Source organism: Streptomyces vastus (assembly GCF_039532825.1).
Taxonomy (GTDB): Bacteria; Actinomycetota; Actinomycetes; order Streptomycetales; family Streptomycetaceae; genus Streptomyces; species Streptomyces vastus.
In genome coordinates this window covers 39,869-57,483 of the sequence record NZ_BAAASJ010000024.1, presented here as the reverse complement: position 1 = coordinate 57,483, position 17,615 = coordinate 39,869, and the positions used below count along the sequence as shown (strand labels likewise).

Sequence of the window (17,615 nt, the reverse complement as noted above, 5' to 3'; positions counted from 1 at the left end):
ACTTCAGCTCACGCCCTGCTGCTTGGCGATCTGCTTGGCCTGCTCGACGGCGTCCTTCCACGCGTCGTCCGGCTTCTTGCCCTTCGACTCGATGCTGGTCAGCTCGTTGTAGTACGGCACGGCCACCGCCGCGTTCGCCGGAGCCTCGTAGAAGGCCGGAACCTTCTCGGCGGCCGGGCCGAACACCTCGATCGTCTTCTGACCGCCGAAGAACGGGTCGCCTTCGGTCAGGGCGGGCAGCTCGTAGGCGGCCGGGGCCGAGGGGAACAGCGCCGCGTCCGTGAAGCCGCGGCCCTGGTTCTCCGGGCTGAGCAGCCACTTGATGATCTCGAAGGCGACTTCCGGGTTGCGGCACTCCTTGGGCAGGGCCAGGAAGGAGCCGCCCATGTTGGAGGGCCCGCCCGGCAGGGGAGCGACTCGCCATTTGCCCGATGTGTTCGGCGCCATGTCCTTGACGTCCAGCGCCATCCAGGCGGCCCCGAGCTGGGTGGCCACGGACCCGTCGGCCACGGCCGCCTTCAGACTCTCGTCGTTGATCTTGGCGTCGGCGCCGGATTCGTAGAGGCGCACGGCGAGGTCCCAGCACTTGCGGACGTGCTCCTGGTCGCCGATGAACTTGTTGTCCTCGTCGATCATGCGCTGGCTGCCCTGGCCGAGGGACATGTCGAAGACGGCCGTCATGTTGTTGAGCAGAAACGCCTTGGGGTACGCCTTCTGGATGTCGGCGCCGATCGCGAAGTAGTCCTCCCAAGTGGATATCTCAGCGGCCACCTTGGCGGGATCCGTGGGCAGTCCGGCCTTCGCGAACATGTCCTCGCGGTAGTACATCGCGGTCGGACCGATGTCGATCGGGAAGCCGATCTGCTTGCCGTCCTGGGTCTGTCCCTGCTTCAGCTTCCAGCCCAGGTACTCCGAGGCGATCTTGTCGGCCCCCAGGGTGTTGAGGTCGATGAACCGGTTGGCGTTGGGCAGGAAGGAGGCGATGTCCTCGCCTTTGATCCCAGTGATGTCCGGTACGAAACTGCGGCCGTTCATCGTGGTGAGCAGCTTCTGCTTGAAGGTGCCGCCGATGATCGAGGACTTCAGCGTCACGTCGGTGAACTGCTTCTTGGCGTCTGCCACGACCTTGTCGCTGAGGCCACCGCCCCAGTACCACAGGGTCAGTTCCTTGCCGTCCTTCGTACCGCTGCTGCTGTCCGAGCCCCCGCACGCGGCGGTGACTCCGGCGCCCGCCGCGACGAGCAACGCCGTCTGGACGAACCGTCTACGGGACAGATCCACTTTCGTTCTCCTACTGTTCGACGTGATCGGTGACCGCGGGCGCGTCACCCGGGCACCGGGCTGCGCCAGTTCGTCGGGCAGAGCTGCCCGGTCGCAGGGCCTGAGACATGAGCGCTTCCCCTCCCCCTGAGCCGTCGACAGCGATGGCGGCATGGTGCCTTTTTGCTCAGGAAGTACCGGTGCAGTGATTACACCTGCTCGAATTACGCAGAAGCTTGCACCTGGTGCGCAGATCTGGCAAGACTTCATCGCGATCCTGCGCGAGTTTGATTGAACTTGGAGGGTGAAGTGACCGGCATGCTTCCCGACCGCCGCCATGAACTGATCTTGCGAGCGCTGCGCTCGGACGGCCCGACCGCCGTCGTCGCGCTGGCAGAGAGGCTGAGTGTGAGCCGGGCGACGATCCGCCGTGACCTGGGGCAATTGGAGGATGAAGGTCTACTGAGACGGGTCCACGGCGGCGCGATGCCGGCCGAAGGCGGAGACGAACCCTTCACGGAGGTGGCATCCCTACGGGTGGCGGCGAAGGACACCCTCGCGGACAAGTGCGCCGACCTCGTCAGCGACGGAGAGACCCTCCTGCTCGACATCGGCACCACGACACACCGGCTGGCACGCCGCCTGCGGGGCCGCGCCGTCACCGTGATCACCAGCAGTCTCGCCGTGTACGAGGAACTCGCCGAGGATCCGTACGTCCAGCTGGTGATGCTCGGCGGAGCCGTCCGGCGCGACTACCGCTCGCTGGCCGGCTTCCTCACCGAGGACAATCTCCGGCAGATCCATGCCGACCGGCTGTTCCTGGGCACCAGCGGCATCCGCCCGGACGGCAACGTCCTGGACACCACCTCCGTGCAGGTGCCGGTGAAACGGGCCATGATCGCCGCCAGCGAACAGGTCGTCCTGATGGCGGACGCCGGAAAGTTTCCGGGCACCGGTATGGCCCGGGTGTGTGGGCCCGGCAGTCTCGACATGGTGGTGACCAATGCGCCCACGGACCTGGCGACGCGCAGCGCACTGCAGGCGGCCGGAGTCGAGGTGGCCGAGGTGTGAGACCGGTGCCCTGAGCCTCGTCGGACGCATCCGGGTCCGCCGTTCACCTCGAAGTCGTTCACTTCGGGGGCGACGCTCAAGTCCACGCATCGCCCGGGTGTCACGTCCGTACGACCGTGACACCCGCCTCCTCCAGGGCCGAGCATGTCGCCGCGTCCGCTCCGGTGTTGGTCACGACCACATCGAGTTCCTCGGGCCCGCAGACCTGGGCCATGCCCGTGCCGGGGAACTTCCTCTCGTCGGCGAGGAGTACCACCCGGTCACCGGCCGCGATCATGGAACGCTTGACGGGCACCTCGATGACGGTGGTGTCCATGACCTGGCCACCGGGGCGGACACCGCTCGTGCCCAGGAACAGCCAGTCGGCATGCAACTGCCGCAGATTGTCCTCCGTGAGAAAGCCGACCAGCGAGCGGTACTCGCGTCTGACCATGCCGCCGAGCAGCACCAGCTCGATGCTCTCCTCCTTCGCGAGTTCCTCGTACACCACAAGGTTGCTGGTGATCACGGTGAGCTGGCGACCGCGCAACTGCCGGGCCAGCCGATAGGCGGTCGTTCCGATGTCGAGAAGGACCGACTGACCGTCCTCGATCATGGCGGCGGCGCGCACCGCTATCGCGTCCTTCTCGGCCACGCCCACCCCGACGACCTCCGCGAACGGCTGGTCGCCCTGCTGGTCGTCCTCCCCGATGACCGCTCCACCGTGGACCCGGGTGAGCAGCCCCTCCTCTTCCAGCCGGACCAGGTCGCGCCGGACGGTCGCGGCGCTCACGCCCAGCTCCCCGCAGAGATCGGTCACCGATGCGGGGCCGCCCGAGCGCAGAGCTCGCAGGATCAGTTGGTGTCGTCGCTCAGCCAGCACGCGCCAGACACTACTCGTCAAACGCGATCAGATCTATGCGCGTTCTTGCAGAAATTTTTCCATTCTTCTGCACGCTGATCCCGGGTTCCTCCGCCTGGCCTGCAGACTTCTGAAGCTCTCGAACGGCGCTCGAACGCGTCAGTGACGTTGTCTGGTGCCAACCGACAATCCTCGTCACACTGGGCAGCGTGGACGCGGATCACACCGGCGACCCCGGTCTCTTCGGCCCTTCCTCGGTCACCTGGCAACTGCACAGCGACCCGATGATGTGGGTCGCAGGCGTCCGCGCGCTCTACCTCCAGGCTCTCCACCCGCGCGCGGTGCGCGGGGTCATGCAGAACTCGGACTTCCGCAAGGACGCCTGGGGCCGGCTGATGCGTACGGCCAACTTCGTCGGGACGGCGACGTACGGCACGACAGAGGCGGCCGAGAAAGCGGGCGCCCGCGTCCGGAAGATCCACGCCATGCTCACCGCGACGGACCCCGACACGGGTGAGCGCTACCGGATCGACGAACCCGAGCTGCTGCTCTGGGTGCACTGCGCGGAGATCGACTCCTACCTCGATGTCGCGCGCCGCTCCGGGATCCGCCTCACGGAAGCGCAGGCCGACCGCTATATCGGCGAACACCGCGAGAGCGCCCGGCTGGTGGGCCTCGACCCCGAGGACGTACCCGCCGACCAGGGCCAACTCGCCGCCTACTTCGACAAGATACGGCCCGAGCTGGCCGCCGGAGAGGAGGCACGGGACGTCGAGGACTTCCTGCGCCGGCCGCCGACGCCCGTCCTGCTCGTCCCGGCGCGCGAACTGGTCTGGCGGGGAGTGGCGGAACTCGCGTACGCCTCACTGCCGCCGTACGCCCATGAGCTGTACGGACGATCCGCACCCTCGCACGAGGCGGTGAACCTTCAACTGCGTTTCACCGGCACCATGCTGCGCAGCATTCCCGCACGTGTGCGCTGGCAACTCCCGCCCAAGCACATTATCCGTGCCATGTCACGGCTCGGCCGCGGCTCCCGACCGGCCCCGTACAAACTCGGACGATAGCTCGCCATACTGGACGGGCCAGGGGAGGGCGGGGACACACGACGGGGGCGGGCGGCAGCAATGGGGGAGACCAGGCTGATCCAGGGCCGGTACCGGCTGCTCGACCTGATCGGTCGTGGCGGCATGGGGGAGGTGTGGCGTGCGCGCGACGAGTCGCTGGGCAGACAGGTCGCCGTCAAGTGCCTCAAACCACTGGGCCACCATCACGACCAGTCCTTCACCCGGGTCCTGAGGGAGCGGTTCAGGCGCGAGGCCCGCGTGGCCGCCGCACTCCAGCACCGCGGGGTGACCGTCGTCCACGACTTCGGCGAGTCCGACGGCGTGCTCTATCTCGTCATGGAGCTGCTGGAAGGGCGCAACCTCAGCCAGCTCCTGGAGGACAACAAGCATCATCCGCTGCCGGTGGCGGACGTCGTGGAGATCGCCGACCAGGTGTCCGCCGCTCTTGCCTACACCCACCAACAGGGCATCGTGCACCGCGACTTGAAGCCCGCGAACATCATGCGGCTGACCGATGGCACGGTGAAGATCTGCGACTTCGGCATCGCCCGCCTCGGCCACGACATCGGTTTCACGGCCCGCCTGACCGGCACGGGCATCGCGATGGGCACCCCGCACTACATGTCGCCGGAGCAGATCAGCGGCTCGTCCGTCGACGAACGCAGCGACCTCTACTCGTTCGGCTGCGTACTGTACGAGATCGCCACCGGGGCGCCGCCGTTCGACCTCGACGACGCCTGGGCCGTACTCGTCAGCCACCGCGATACTCCTCCCGAGCCGCCGCGCCGCCACCGCGCCGAACTCCCCGACTACGTCGAGGAGATCATCCTGGATCTGCTGGCCAAGGAGCCCGAGCAACGCCCGCACGACGCCCGCGAGCTGAGCCACCGCATCAGCGCGGCCCGCACCACGCCGGCGTACGTGCCGACCGTGGCGTCTCCTCCCGTGCGCCGGCAGGCACCGGAACCGGCCACCGCCCCCGAACCGCGACTGCCCTCCTGGACCCGCGGCATGACCACCGGCCACAAGGCGGCCGGAGCAGGCCTGCACACCACACCGCCGGACGCCGCGGCGGGCCTGACCAGCGACTGGATCGCCCGTACCGACTCCCGCTTCGCCCAGGAGCCCGTACAGGCCGAACGCCCCACGCCGTCACCGGAGTTGATCAGCACCCTCACCGGCCGGCACAACGCGGGCCTGAGCCTGGGGCGCCTCGGCCGCTGGGCGGAGGCCGGCGAGGTGCATCGCGCGGTCGCCGCCGAACGCGAGCACGCGCTGGGTCCCGACCATCCCGACACCCTTGCCAGCCGGTACGAGGTCGCCTTCACCCTCAGCCGTACCGGGCGCCCCGCCGACGCGCTGCGCGAGTACACGCACGTGGCCGATTCCAGGGAGCGGGTGCTCGGGTCCGACCACCCGGACACACTGGCCGCGCGACAGGAAATGGCATACGTACTGGGGCAGTTGGGTCGCCACTTCGAGGCGCACCAGGTGTACACGTCGGTGCTCGCGGCCCGGGAGCGCGCCATGGGACCCGACCACCCCGACACCCTGCGCTGCCGCCACAACCTCGCCTTCAGCCTCAGCAGGCTCGGGCGCCTGGAGGACTCGTACCGCATGGCCCTGGACGTGGCCGCGGCCCGCGCGAGAGTGCTCGGCGCGAACCATCCCGACACCCTCGTGACCCGGTACGAAGTGGCCTACGCGCTAGGCCAGTTGGGCCGCTGGCCGGAAGCGCTCCAGACCTACCAGGAGGTCGCCGAAGCCCGTGCGGGGGCTCTCGGGTCCGACCACCCCGACACGCTCGCCGCGCGCTACGAGGTCGGCATCAGCCTCGGCCGGCTCGGCCGCAGCGCCCAGGCCCTGACGCTGTACCGCGACCTGATCGACGACCGCACCCGCGTCCACGGCCCGGCCCACCCCGAGACGCTGCGCGCCCGCCACGGCCTCTGCGTCAACCTCGGCCGGCTCGGCCGCTGGGAGGAGGCGCTCGCCGAGTCTCGCGACGTGTGTGCCATCCGTGAGCGCGTCCTCGGTCCCGATCACCCGGACACCCTGGTCAGCCGTCGCGAGGTCGCCGTCGGCCTCGGCTGGCTCGGCCGCTGGGCCGACGCGCTCACGGAGTACCGCCGTGTCGCCACCGCCCGCGAGCAGGTCCTGGGCGCCGACCATCCCGACGCCCTCGCCAGCCGCAATGACGAGGCGCACTGTCTGGAGCAACTTGGGCGTGGGGCGGAGGCGGTGGAGTTGTACCGGAGGGTGGCTGCTCTGCGGGGCGCTCCGCGGGAGGCGCAGTAGGCGCACTAGGAATCTGCGGGTTCGTTGTGGCTGGTCGCGCAGTTCCTCGCGCCCCTGGGTGCGTGGTCGGGGCCGTGGGCCGGTGCGTCAGCCCGTCGCAGGGTGGGCATACGGCCCTTCGGCTCACACAGGGCGCGTAGGTGGCCTGAGACAGAACCTGCGCGACGGGCATACGACGCACCGGCCCACGTCCCCTCCCGCCGGTGGGAAACTGCGGGTGGTTGGGGGCGCGGGCTTTTCCGGGGCGCTTGCTCTTCGGGGGTGCGGGCAGTCGCAGGCCTTTCAGGGGCGCGGGGACTGCGCGACAAGCCACGACGGGCCCGCAGTCGCCCGCGAAACCGAACCCACCGACTCCCGTAGGCACCCGCCCAACCGCCGGAGGCAACCGGCCGCGTATCTCTGGCCGACCTAGATCACCGCGTGTTACGAAGAGGCATGCCTGCACTCAAGGGACACAAGGAATTCGACGCCGTGATCGTCGGCGGGGGCCACAACGGTCTGGTCGCCGCCGCCTACCTGGCCCGCGCGGGGAAGTCCGTTCTGCTACTGGAACGGCTGAGGAACACCGGGGGCGCCGCCGTGTCCAGCCGGCCGTTCGCCGGGCTCGACGCACACCTGTCCCGGTACTCGTACCTGGTCAGCCTGCTGCCTCGGAAGATCGTGCGGGATCTCGGCCTCGACTTCCGGGTGCGAGGACGCACCGTGTCCTCGTACACACCCGCCGAACGCGACGGACGGCCGACCGGACTGCTCGTCGGCAGCGGCGAACGGCGCACCAGAGAGGCCTTCGCGCGGCTCACAGGCTCGGACCACGAGTACCGGGCCTGGCAGCGCTTCTACGCCATGACCGGCCGCGTCGCCAAGCAGGTGTTCCCCACCCTCACCGAACCCCTGCCCACCCGCGACGAGCTCAGCCGCCGCATCGACGACACGGAAGCTTGGCGGGCGCTCTTCGAGGAACCGATCGGCGCGGTCATCGAGGAGACCTTCGCCGACGATCTCGTACGCGGCGTCGTGCTCACCGACGCGCTCATCGGCACCTTCGCCGACGCCCACGACCCCTCCCTGCGGCAGAACCGCTGCTTCCTCTACCACGTGATCGGCGGCGGCACGGGCGACTGGGACGTACCGGTCGGCGGCATGGGCGCCCTCACCGACGCGCTGGCCGGAGCCGCCCGCGCCGCGGGCGCCGTCATCGCGACCGGGCACGACGTGGTACGGGTCGAGAGCGACGGACACGCCGCCGAGGTCACGTACCGGAGTGAGGACGCGGAAGGAGTCGTCGCGGCCCGGCATGTACTGGTGAACGCCTCGCCGCAGGAACTCGCGCGGCTCACGGGGGAGGCGCCGCCCACCCCCGCCGAGGGCGCCCAGCTCAAGGTGAACATGCTGCTCAAGCGACTGCCGAGGCTCCGCGACACCTCCGTCGATCCCCGCGAGGCGTTCTCCGGAACCTTCCACATCGCCGAGGGATACGAGCAGTTGGCGACCGCCCACGCACAGGCCGCGTCAGGCGAGCTGCCCGCCGCGCCGCCCTCCGAGATCTACTGCCACTCCCTCACGGACCCCACGATCCTGGGCCCCGACCTGGTCCGCCAGGGCTACCAGACACTCACCCTCTTCGGCCTCCACACACCGGCCCGGCTCTTCGCCCACGACAACGACGCCGTACGGGAGGAACTGCTCAAGTCGACCCTCGCCCAACTGGACACCCACCTGGCCGAACCCCTCACCGACTGCCTGGCCATGGACGCGGACGGCCGCCCCTGTATCGAGGCGAAGACCCCCCTCGACCTGGAACGCGACCTGCGGCTGCCCGGCGGCAACATCTTCCACCGCGACCTCGCCTTCCCCTACGCCCAGGAGGGCACCGGCCGCTGGGGCGTGGAGACGGAGCATGCGAACGTCCTGCTGTGCGGCGCGGGCGCGGTGCGGGGCGGCGGCGTGAGCGGGGTGCCGGGGCACAACGCGGCGATGGTGGTGCTGGAGGATCGGGGGCAGGGATAGCCTCAGTCGCCGGTCAGTTGGCGGAAGGCGTCCAGCCCTCCGCCTCGATCCGTGCCGCGTCCGACGGTCTGGCCTCGTCGAAGACGACGCGGTCGTCGGCCTCGACACGCAGACCGTCCACGTACACGCCGCGGCCGACGTAGCGCTGGTCCGTCGTGTAACGCCACCGCAGCAGGGCCTGTGGGGCCGCGGCAAGGTCCGCGGTGAGCAGGTACCAGGCCCGGCCCGACCAGCCGGTCACCGAACCGGCCGGATGCGCCTGCGCCTCCTCGCCGTGGCGCCGCGTCGTGAACGGCACCGGCTGCCACGACGTGCCGCCGTCCGCCGAGGACTCCAGGAACAGGGCGTCCGACCGCGGTTCGGTGTCCCACCACAGGGCGCACCGCAACCGGCCGCCGGCGGGGACGGCGAGCGCAGGGAGCGTGAGCGTCGCGGATGCCGCGGTGGCCATGCCGGAGAACCAGGCCGTACGCCCTCGCGCAGGACGGACCGGGACGGCACGCGCCAGGTTGTTCGCGGCGGCGACCCGGGGTGCGGAGCCGGATCGCCAACTGCGAACGGGATGAACGGAGTTGCCGAGCACGATCAGAAAGGAGTCGGTGGTCGGGTCGAGGACCATCGACGTGCCGGTGAAGCCGGTGTGCCCTGCGGTGCGCGGGGTGGCCATCGCGCCCATGTACCAGTGCTGGTAGAGCTCGAAGCCGAGGCCGTGCTCGTCGCCCGGGAACGCCGTGTTGAAGTCGGTGAACATCAGCTCCACCGACTCGGGCGTCAGGATCCGGCCCCGGCCGTATGAGCCGAGGTTGAGGAGCGTACGGCCTAGTACTGCGAGGTCCCAGGCGGTGGAGAAGACACCCGCGTGGCCCGCGACCCCGCCCAGGCTGTACGCGTTCTCGTCGTGCACCTCGCCCCACACCAGGCCGCGGTCGATCCCGGACCAGGGCTTACGGGCGTCCTCCGTGGCGGCGATCTTCGGCTTCCAGGAGGCGGGCGGGTTGTAGCGAGTGCGGTGCATCCCGAGTGGAGCGGTGATCTCGTTTCGGAGCAGTGCATCCAGAGGGTGACCGGAGATCTCCTCCAGGACCAGCTGGAGCGAGAGCAGATTGAGATCCGAGTAGAGGTACGTGGTGCCCGGCGGATCGATCGGCGCCTCGTTCCAGATGAGCTGGAGCTTCTCCTCGTACGTCGGCGCGTTGTAGAGCGGGATCCAGGGCTGGAAACCGGAGGTGTGCGTGAGGAGCTGACGGATCGTGATGTCCTGCTTGCCCGCGCCCCCGAACTCCGGCAGGTACGAGGCGACCTTCCCCTCCAGCTCCAGAGCGCCCCGCTCGATCTGCTGCACGGCCAGGATCGAGGTGAACAGCTTCGAGACCGAGGCAAGGTCGAAGACGGTGTCCTCGGCCATCGGGATCTGCTGCCCCGCGGGGAAGGCCACGCCGGTGTCCGTCTTCTCGTCGTACGCGGAGTAGTGCACCGCCTTGCCGATCGGCTGATGCAGGGCGACCGTGCCGCCGCGTCCGGCGAGTAATACGGCGCCCGCGTACCAGGGGTACGTGGGGGAGGGGCCGAGGAACCTCTCGGCGTCCGCGACGAGTTGGCGCAGATGTCCGGCGAGCAGGCCCGCCCGCTCGGGGGTTCCGGGCCGCAGGGTGGGCCGTCCGTGCTCGGGTGCTGCCGAGGCGGGGCCCGCCGGGAAGGGCACGAGGGCCAGTGCGCCGCCCAACGCCAGAGTCTTTCCGACGAGTTGGCGACGGGGCAGCCCGCCGCCGCTCTGTCTGCCCGCTCCGTCCTCTGCGCCTTCGGCCATCGAGAAGCCTCCCGTAGCGAATCGTGCGCCAGCCCGCTTCAAAGTATCTTGCCCCGCTCGAGAGAGGACTGACGCACCTCTCAGAAGTCCGAGGCAGAGAAATCTGACGGAGCATCAGAAAAAGTCTTCCCTCGTCCACAGGTCTGCGGCATCCTGCGGCCATGCAGACGGAGCTGAGCAAGAAACTGGGAGTCGAGCACGCCATTTTCGGCTTCACGCCGTTCCCCGCAGTCGCCGCGGCCATCAGCCGGGCCGGCGGTTTCGGCGTGCTCGGCGCGGTCCGCTACACCGCCCCCGACGACCTCAAACGCGACCTCGACTGGGTCGAGAAACACGTCGACGGCATGCCGTACGGCCTGGACGTCGTCATGCCGGCCAAGAAGGTCGAAGGCGTCACCGAGGCCGATGTCGAGGCGATGATCCCCGAGGCGCACCGGCAGTACGTCAAGGACACCCTGGCCAAGTACGGCGTGCCGGAACTCGCCGAGGGCGAGGCCTCCGGCTGGCGTATCACCGGCTGGATGGAGCAGGTGGCCCGCAACCAGCTCGACGTCGCCTTCGACTATCCGATCAAGCTGCTGGCCAACGCGCTCGGTTCACCGCCCGCCGACGTCATCGCGCGCGCTCATGACCAGAGTGTGCTGGTCGCCGCGCTCGCGGGCAGCGCCCGGCACGCCCGCAAGCACGCGGAGGCGGGCATCGACATCGTCGTCGCCCAGGGCTACGAGGCGGGCGGACACACCGGTGAGATCGCCTCGATGGTGCTCACGCCCGAAGTCGTGGACGCCGTCGACCCGTTGCCCGTACTGGCGGCCGGCGGCATCGGCAGCGGACAGCAGGTGGCCGCCGCGCTCGCTCTCGGCGCCCAAGGAGTGTGGCTCGGCTCCCTGTGGCTGACGACCACCGAGGCCGACATGCACTCGCCTGCCGTGACCCGGAAACTTCTCGCCGCCGGGTCCGGCGACACGGTCCGCTCGCGTGCGCTGACCGGGAAACCCGCACGGCAGCTGCGTACCGAATGGACCGACGCCTGGGACGACCCGAACGGGCCCGGAACGCTCCCCATGCCGCTCCAGGGCCTGCTCGTCGCCGAGGCGGTCTCGCGGATCCAGAAGTACGAGGTGGAGCCGCTGCTCGGCACGCCCGTCGGGCAGATCGTCGGCCGGATGAACAGCGAGCGCAGTGTCCAGGCCGTCTTCGACGACCTCACCCGCGGCTTCGAGCGGGCCGTCGACCGAATCAACCGGATCGCTGGAAGGAGCGAGGAGTGACCCAGGCCCCCAATGCTTCCGCCAACGGCTTCTGGGCCCAGGCAGCCGCAGACCCCGAGCGTACGGTCCTGATCGCCCCCGACGGGGAGAAGTGGACCGCCGGACGGCTGCATGCCGAGACCAACCGCCTCGTCCACGGGCTGCGTGCCGCCGGGCTCGAGCGCGGCGACGCCTTCGCGGTCGTGCTGCCCAACGGAGTCGAGTTCTTCACCGCGTACCTGGCCGCCCAGCAGGCGGGTTTCTACCTCGTCCCCGTCAACCACCACCTCGTCGGCCCCGAGATCGCCTGGATCGTCTCCGACTCGGGGGCCAAGGTGCTCCTCGCGCACGAGCGGTTCGCGGACGCCGCACGGCACGCCGCCGACGAGGCGAAGCTGCCCCAGGCGCGGCGGTACGCGGTCGGTTCGGTCGAGGGCTTCAGGCCGTACGCCCAACTCCTCGACGGACAGCCCGAGTCGGCACCCGGCGACCGCACCCTCGGCTGGGTCATGAACTACACCTCGGGCACCACGGGCCGCCCGCGCGGCATCCGGCGCCCCCTGTCCGGCAAGCTCCCCGAGGAGGCGTATCTCGGCGGTTTCCTCGGCATCTTCGGGATCAAACCGTTCGACGACAACGTGCACCTCGTCTGCTCGCCGCTCTACCACACGGCCGTGCTCCAGTTCGCGGGCGCGTCCCTGCACATCGGCCACCGCCTCGTCCTGATGGACAAGTGGACGCCCGAAGAGATGCTGCGCCTCATCGACACCCACCGGTGCACGCATACGCACATGGTCCCGACCCAGTTCCACCGCCTGCTGGCACTGCCCGACGAGGTACGGGCCCGCTACGACGTCTCCTCCATGCGGCACGCCATCCATGGCGCCGCCCCCTGCCCCGACCATGTGAAACGGGCCATGATCGACTGGTGGGGCAACAGCGTCGAGGAGTATTACGCGGCCAGCGAGGGCGGTGGCGCCTTCGCGACCGCCGAGGACTGGCTGAAGAAGCCCGGCACGGTCGGCAAGGCCTGGCCCATCAGCGAACTCGCCGTCTTCGACGACGACGGGAACAAGCTGCCGCCCGGTGAACTCGGCACCGTCTACATGAAGATGAGCACAGGAGGCTTCTCGTACCACAAGGACGAGACCAAGACGAAGAAGAACCGCATCGGCGACTTCTTCACCGTCGGCGACCTCGGCTATCTCGACGAGGACGGCTACCTCTTCCTCCGCGACCGCAAGATCGACCTGATCATCTCGGGCGGCGTCAACATCTACCCGGCCGAGATCGAGTCCGCGCTGCTCACCCACCCCGCCGTCGCCGACGCCGCCGCGTTCGGCATCCCGCACGACGACTGGGGCGAACAGGTCAAGGCCGTCGTCGAACCCGCCCCCGGCTTCACACCGGGCGAGGCACTGGCCGCCGAGATCCTCGGCCACTGCGAACGCCAACTGGCCGGTTACAAACGGCCCAAGAGCGTCGACTTCATCGAGACGATGCCACGCGACCCCAACGGGAAGCTGTACAAGCGACGACTGCGGGAGCCGTATTGGGAGGGGCGCACTCGTCCCGTCTAGCTGAGGTGGCGGGCGGACAGTTCACTCGCTTGCCGCCCTGTGCGCCCGCCACCGCCATGCCCGGAGTTGACCCGCTCGAGCCGCCGCACGAGGATCGCGGCAGGGCAGCGGCACGAAGGAGCGGGCATGACGGTGGCGGCGGGACGCAATGTGACGGTCGACGGGGTGCTGCGGCGCAGTGCCCGCCGGACACCCGCCCGCGTCGCGGTCCACTACGGCGAACGGACCTGGACCTACGAGGAGTTGGACGACGCCGTCTCCCGTGCCGCCCGGGTGCTGCGCGACACGGGGCTGGCACCCGGCGACCGGGTCGGCGCCTACGGTCACAACTCGGACGCGTACCTGATCGGCTTCCTGGCCTGCGCACGGGCCGGTCTGGTACACGTACCGGTCAACCAGAACCTGACCGGTGACGACCTCGCGTACATCGTCGGCCAGTCCGGCAGCACGCTGGTGATGGCCGACCCGGACCTCGCCGGTCGACTCCCGGACGGCGTACGGGTGTTGCCGCTGCGCGACGCCGACGACTCGCTGCTCGCGCGGCTGGCCTCCACGCCGCCGTACGACGGTGAGGAGCCGCGTACCGAGGACCTGGTGCAGTTGCTCTACACCTCGGGCACCACGGCCGCGCCGAAGGGCGCGATGATGACGCATCGTGCGCTGGTGCACGAGTACCTGAGCGCGATCGCCGCCCTCGACCTGAGTGCCGGCGACCTGCCCGTGCACTCGCTGCCGCTGTACCACTCGGCACAGATGCATGTGTTCCTGCTGCCGTATCTCGCGGTCGGCGCCAGCAACACCATCCTCGACGCGCCCGACGCCGAGCAGATCTTCGACCTGATCGAGAACGGTCGCGCGGACAGCCTGTTCGCTCCGCCCACCGTGTGGATCGGGTTGTCGAACCGCCCCGACTTCACCACCCGTGATCTGAGCGGGCTGCGCAAGGCGTACTACGGGGCGTCGGTCATGCCCGTGCCCGTACTGGAACGCCTGAAGGAGCGGCTGCCGAAGCTGGCCTTCTTCAACTGTTTCGGGCAGAGCGAGATCGGCCCGCTGGCCATGGTGCTCGGACCGCACGAGCACAAGGGACGGATGGATTCCTGCGGGCGCCCGGTGCTGTTCGTCGAGGCGCGGCTGGTGGACGAGTCCGGCGAGGATGTGCCTGACGGGGAGCGGGGCGAGATCGTCTATCGGTCACCGCAGCTGTGCGAGGGCTACTGGGACAAGCCCGAGGAGACGGCCGGGGCCTTCCGCGACGGCTGGTTCCACTCCGGGGATCTCGCCGTGCGTGACGCCCACGGGTACTTCACCGTGGTCGACCGGGTGAAGGACGTGATCAACTCCGGTGGTGTACTGGTCGCTTCGCGCCAGGTCGAGGACGTGCTCTACACGCATGACGCGGTGGCCGAGGTCGCGGTGATCGGACTGCCGGACGAGCGCTGGATCGAGGCCGTGACCGCGGTGGTCGTCCGCCGGGGCGAGGTGCCGGAGGAGGAGCTGCTCGCATACGCCCGTGAGAAGCTCGCCGGCTTCAAGGCGCCGAAGCGGGTCCTGTTCGTGGACGAGCTTCCCCGCAACGCGAGCGGCAAGATCCTCAAGCGGGAGCTGAGGGACCGGTTCCAGGACGAGCCCGACCGAACCATCGCCCCAGGTGATTGAACGGTCAGGGACGACGAGCCGTACACATTTCGGCGGACCCGACCACCCGGGCCCGGTCCGCCGCGCCACCAGCGGGAAACGCACGGAAGGACCTCCGGGTTGTCGAGCACCACGAACTCACCTCAACTGCCGGACACGGATCGGACAACCGCGGAAAAGGACCAGACGCCGGAGGAGGTTCCACCGGCGGACACGCCTGATGACGCCGTTGCCGAGGCTTCTGGGGAGGACAGCGCAGCCGACGAGAGCCCTGCCGCCAGGCAATCCACCACCGAAGCCCCAGCTGAACCCGTTGAACCTGTTGAAGCCGCCGCCGAAGAAGAAGCGCCCGCTGAACGCGCGGAATCCGCCGAAGCCGGCACCGAGGAGAAGCCCCCCGCGAGCGACGCCGACGCCCCCACGGATGCCCCGGCCGACGCTCCGTCCGAGGCTCCGTCCGACGCTCCGGACGAACCCGTCACCCCGCGCCGCCGGCGTGACAGACACCCCGCCGCGGTGCGCCACGTCGGCTGGACGATCACGGCCCTGTCCCTCGGCCTCGTGTGCTTCGCGCTCCTCATGCCGACCTCGATCGAAGCCTTCCGGCCAGGACTCTTCGTACGCATCCCCGTGGAGGCGATCCTCGGCGCCGGCGTCCTGATCTTCCTGCCGCGCAGGCCACGGATGGTGGCGGCGGCCCTCGCCGGTCTGGGCCTCGGCGTGCTGACCGTGCTGAACATCCTCGACATCGGCTTCAACATGTTCCTCGGCCGAGGATTCAACGTGGTTCTCGACTGGGTCCTGTTCGACGACGCGAAGGCCTATCTCGAGGACTCGATGGGCAGCGGCGGCACGATCGCCGCCGTCATCGGGGTCGTGGCGCTCGTCCTGGCCGTACTCGCCGTGATGACCCTGGCGGTGCTCCGGCTGAGCAACGTCCTGGCACGCGACCGCGACAAGGCCACCCGTACCACCGTGCTGATCGGAACCGCCTGGGTCACCTGCGCGGCGCTCGGCCTCCAGCTCGCCGGCACGCCGCTCGCCGCCAGAAGCACGGTCGCCCTGGTCGAAGACCGTATGAAGCGGGTGCGCGCCACCATCAAGGACGAGGCGGCGTTCGCCAAGGAGGCCAAGAAGGACAAGTTCGGCAACACGCCGGGCGACCAGCTGCTCACCGACCTGCGCGGCAAGGACGTCATCTTCACCTTCATCGAGAGCTACGGCCGCAGCGCGATCGAGGACGAGGACATCGCACCGGGCGTCAACGCGACCCTCACCGCCAAGAACGAGGAGCTGACCCGGGCCGGGTTCGCCGCCAAGAGCGGCTGGCTCACCTCGGCGACGTACGGCGGCAACAGCTGGCTCGGCCACTCCACGTTCCTGTCGGGCCTGTGGATCAACAACCAGAACCGCTACCGCGTCGTCACCGCGGGCGAGCACCTGACCCTGACGGGGGCCTTCCAGCGCACCGGTGCCTGGCGGACGGTGGGTGTCATGCCGGGCGTCCAGAAGAGCTGGCCGGAGGGCAAGTTCTATGGCCTCGACCAGGTCTACGACTCCCGGGACCTCGGCTACAAGGGCCCCAAGTTCAGCTGGTCGACGATGCCCGACCAGTACGCCCTGAAGGCCTTCGAGGAGCTGGAGCACGGCAAGAAGCAGGACAAGCCGCTGATGTCGCAGATCATCCTGACGTCCAGCCACCAGCCCTGGGCGCCCCTCCCCAAGACGGTTCCCTGGGACCAGGTCGGCGACGGCTCCGTCTACAAGGACATCCAGAAGGCCGGCAAGAAGCCCGGGGACGTCTTCTACGACTCCGAGAAGGCGTCGGAGGAGTACGGCAAGTCCATCCAGTACTCCGTGACCAGCCTGATCGACTACGTGACGAAGTACGGCAGCAAGGACACCGTGCTCGTCTTCCTCGGCGACCACCAGCCGATGGCCAAGGTCAGCGGCAACAAAGCCAGCCGGGACGTGCCGATCTCGATCGTCGCCCAGGACAAGTCCGTACTGGACAAGATCGACGACTGGAACTGGACGGACGGCCTCAAGCCCGACGCGAACGCCCCGGTCTGGCAGATGGACTCCTTCCGCGACCGCTTCCTGACCGCGTACGGCTCACAGCCCAACCCCTCCAAGTAGGAGTGAGACCGCAGCCTGCCGCCGGTGAACCGGCGGCAGGTCATGCGCGGTCGCTCGTCAGCCGCGACCGGGGGACAGCCGCCACACCGTGAGGTCGAACGCGAAGGCGGTGGAGCAGGACAGCGGGACCGTCGTGCCGAGCACGTTCACCGTGGCCGTCGCGCGCAGAGGTGTGTTGGTGCCCTTGGTGATCACGTAGTGACCGGCCGGGTCCTCGATGACCTCGTGCACGGGCTTGGGTTTGCCCGCGGCCGAGTAGGTGCCGCCGATGACCGCGTCGCCTGCCGGCTCGGCCGTGTCGTCCAGCTTCCTGACCGGGATGTCCGCCGCGATGGTTCCGTTGGAGAACAGCGTGGTGTCCTCCGGTCCGTAACCGCCGCCGTATTCTCCGTCAGGCGTCTCGATCGACACGCTGGTGTGCGTGCCGAACGCGGAGTTCTGGTAGAGGTCCACGGCGACAGAGACGCCCGCGGACTGCCCGGCACAGGACAGCGCGTAGCCCTTCTCGACCGTCTTCACCAGCTTGGATCCGCCCGCCGCCGCAGGTGCGGCCTGTGCGGTCCCGGCGGTGGAGGCGACCGCACCGGCGCCGATCAGGCATGCCAGTGCGACTCGCGTGATGGTTCTCAACTTGGTTTCCCCCCTTGGCCCATGGGC

General features: G+C 69.2%; 12 protein-coding genes. 8 read left to right on the top strand and 4 right to left on the bottom strand.

All coding sequences use genetic code 11. From position 1 onward, the window contains the following. Positions 1-3 precede the first annotated feature (3 nt). Positions 4-1,281, bottom strand: coding sequence for an ABC transporter substrate-binding protein (locus ABD357_RS11490; RefSeq protein WP_344389518.1), 1,278 nt, complete (start codon positions 1,279-1,281; stop codon positions 4-6). Between the two features lie 297 nt (positions 1,282-1,578). Here ABD357_RS11490 and ABD357_RS11485 point away from each other — a divergent pair, with 297 nt between their 5' ends. Further along, entirely contained in the window at positions 1,579-2,331 is a 753-nt protein-coding gene (locus tag ABD357_RS11485) for a DeoR/GlpR family DNA-binding transcription regulator (RefSeq protein ID WP_344389562.1), read from the top strand. 100 nt (positions 2,332-2,431) lie between these two features. Here ABD357_RS11485 and ABD357_RS11480 read toward each other — a convergent pair whose 3' ends face one another. Then, a complete protein-coding gene (locus tag ABD357_RS11480; protein ID WP_344389517.1) occupies positions 2,432-3,193 on the bottom strand; it encodes a DeoR/GlpR family DNA-binding transcription regulator in 762 nt (253 codons plus the stop codon). 188 nt (positions 3,194-3,381) lie between these two features. Here ABD357_RS11480 and ABD357_RS11475 point away from each other — a divergent pair, with 188 nt between their 5' ends. The 3 genes from ABD357_RS11475 to ABD357_RS11465 all read left to right on the top strand — a co-directional run bounded on the left by ABD357_RS11475 (position 3,382) and on the right by ABD357_RS11465 (position 8,544). Further along, positions 3,382-4,239 carry an oxygenase MpaB family protein gene (locus ABD357_RS11475; protein ID WP_425584815.1) on the top strand — a complete coding sequence of 286 codons (858 nt, stop codon included), beginning with the start codon at positions 3,382-3,384 and terminating at the stop codon, positions 4,237-4,239. A gap of 60 nt (positions 4,240-4,299) precedes the next feature. Beyond that, positions 4,300-6,537, top strand: a complete 2,238-nt coding sequence (locus tag ABD357_RS11470) for a serine/threonine-protein kinase (protein ID WP_344389516.1) — start codon at positions 4,300-4,302, stop codon at positions 6,535-6,537. A gap of 435 nt (positions 6,538-6,972) precedes the next feature. Further along, a complete protein-coding gene (locus ABD357_RS11465) occupies positions 6,973-8,544 on the top strand; it encodes a phytoene desaturase family protein (protein ID WP_344389515.1) in 1,572 nt (523 codons plus the stop codon). A 13-nt stretch (positions 8,545-8,557) separates the two neighbouring features. On the opposite strand, the gene ABD357_RS11460 is transcribed toward ABD357_RS11465, so the two are convergent. Further along, positions 8,558-10,351, bottom strand: coding sequence for a serine hydrolase domain-containing protein (locus ABD357_RS11460; protein ID WP_344389514.1), 1,794 nt, complete (start codon positions 10,349-10,351; stop codon positions 8,558-8,560). Between the two features lie 161 nt (positions 10,352-10,512). Here ABD357_RS11460 and ABD357_RS11455 point away from each other — a divergent pair, with 161 nt between their 5' ends. The 4 genes from ABD357_RS11455 (at position 10,513) to ABD357_RS11440 (ending at position 16,958) form a co-directional block, all read left to right on the top strand. Beyond that, positions 10,513-11,622, top strand: coding sequence for an NAD(P)H-dependent flavin oxidoreductase (locus tag ABD357_RS11455; protein ID WP_344389513.1), 1,110 nt, complete (start codon positions 10,513-10,515; stop codon positions 11,620-11,622). Beyond that, the gene (locus tag ABD357_RS11450; protein ID WP_344389511.1) at positions 11,619-13,181 is read left to right on the top strand and encodes an acyl-CoA synthetase; all 1,563 of its coding nucleotides are present in this window, start codon (positions 11,619-11,621) and stop codon (positions 13,179-13,181) included. The genes ABD357_RS11455 and ABD357_RS11450 overlap by 4 nt, the downstream gene beginning before the upstream one ends. 126 nt (positions 13,182-13,307) lie before the next feature. Then, on the top strand, positions 13,308-14,840 hold the full coding sequence (locus ABD357_RS11445; protein WP_344389510.1) for an acyl-CoA synthetase: 1,533 nt from the start codon (positions 13,308-13,310) through the stop codon (positions 14,838-14,840). A gap of 99 nt (positions 14,841-14,939) precedes the next feature. Beyond that, on the top strand, positions 14,940-16,958 hold the full coding sequence (locus ABD357_RS11440; RefSeq protein ID WP_344389509.1) for a sulfatase-like hydrolase/transferase: 2,019 nt from the start codon (positions 14,940-14,942) through the stop codon (positions 16,956-16,958). A 57-nt stretch (positions 16,959-17,015) separates the two neighbouring features. Here ABD357_RS11440 and ABD357_RS11435 read toward each other — a convergent pair whose 3' ends face one another. Continuing rightward, positions 17,016-17,588: a hypothetical protein gene (locus ABD357_RS11435; protein ID WP_344389507.1), complete on the bottom strand. Its 573-nt coding sequence runs from the start codon at positions 17,586-17,588 to the stop codon at positions 17,016-17,018. Positions 17,589-17,615 lie beyond the last annotated feature (27 nt).

Bases quoted from the DNA above. Each gene is read 5' to 3' on its own strand.
- ABD357_RS11470 (WP_344389516.1), top strand. From the start codon at position 4,300: ATGGGGGAGACCAGGCTGATCCAGGGCCGGTACCGGCTGCTCGACCTG.
- ABD357_RS11485 (WP_344389562.1), top strand. From the start codon at position 1,579: ATGCTTCCCGACCGCCGCCATGAACTGATCTTGCGAGCGCTGCGCTCG.
- ABD357_RS11455 (WP_344389513.1), top strand. From the start codon at position 10,513: ATGCAGACGGAGCTGAGCAAGAAACTGGGAGTCGAGCACGCCATTTTC.
- ABD357_RS11445 (WP_344389510.1), top strand. From the start codon at position 13,308: ATGACGGTGGCGGCGGGACGCAATGTGACGGTCGACGGGGTGCTGCGG.
- ABD357_RS11460 (WP_344389514.1), bottom strand. From the start codon at position 10,351: ATGGCCGAAGGCGCAGAGGACGGAGCGGGCAGACAGAGCGGCGGCGGG.
- ABD357_RS11465 (WP_344389515.1), top strand. From the start codon at position 6,973: ATGCCTGCACTCAAGGGACACAAGGAATTCGACGCCGTGATCGTCGGC.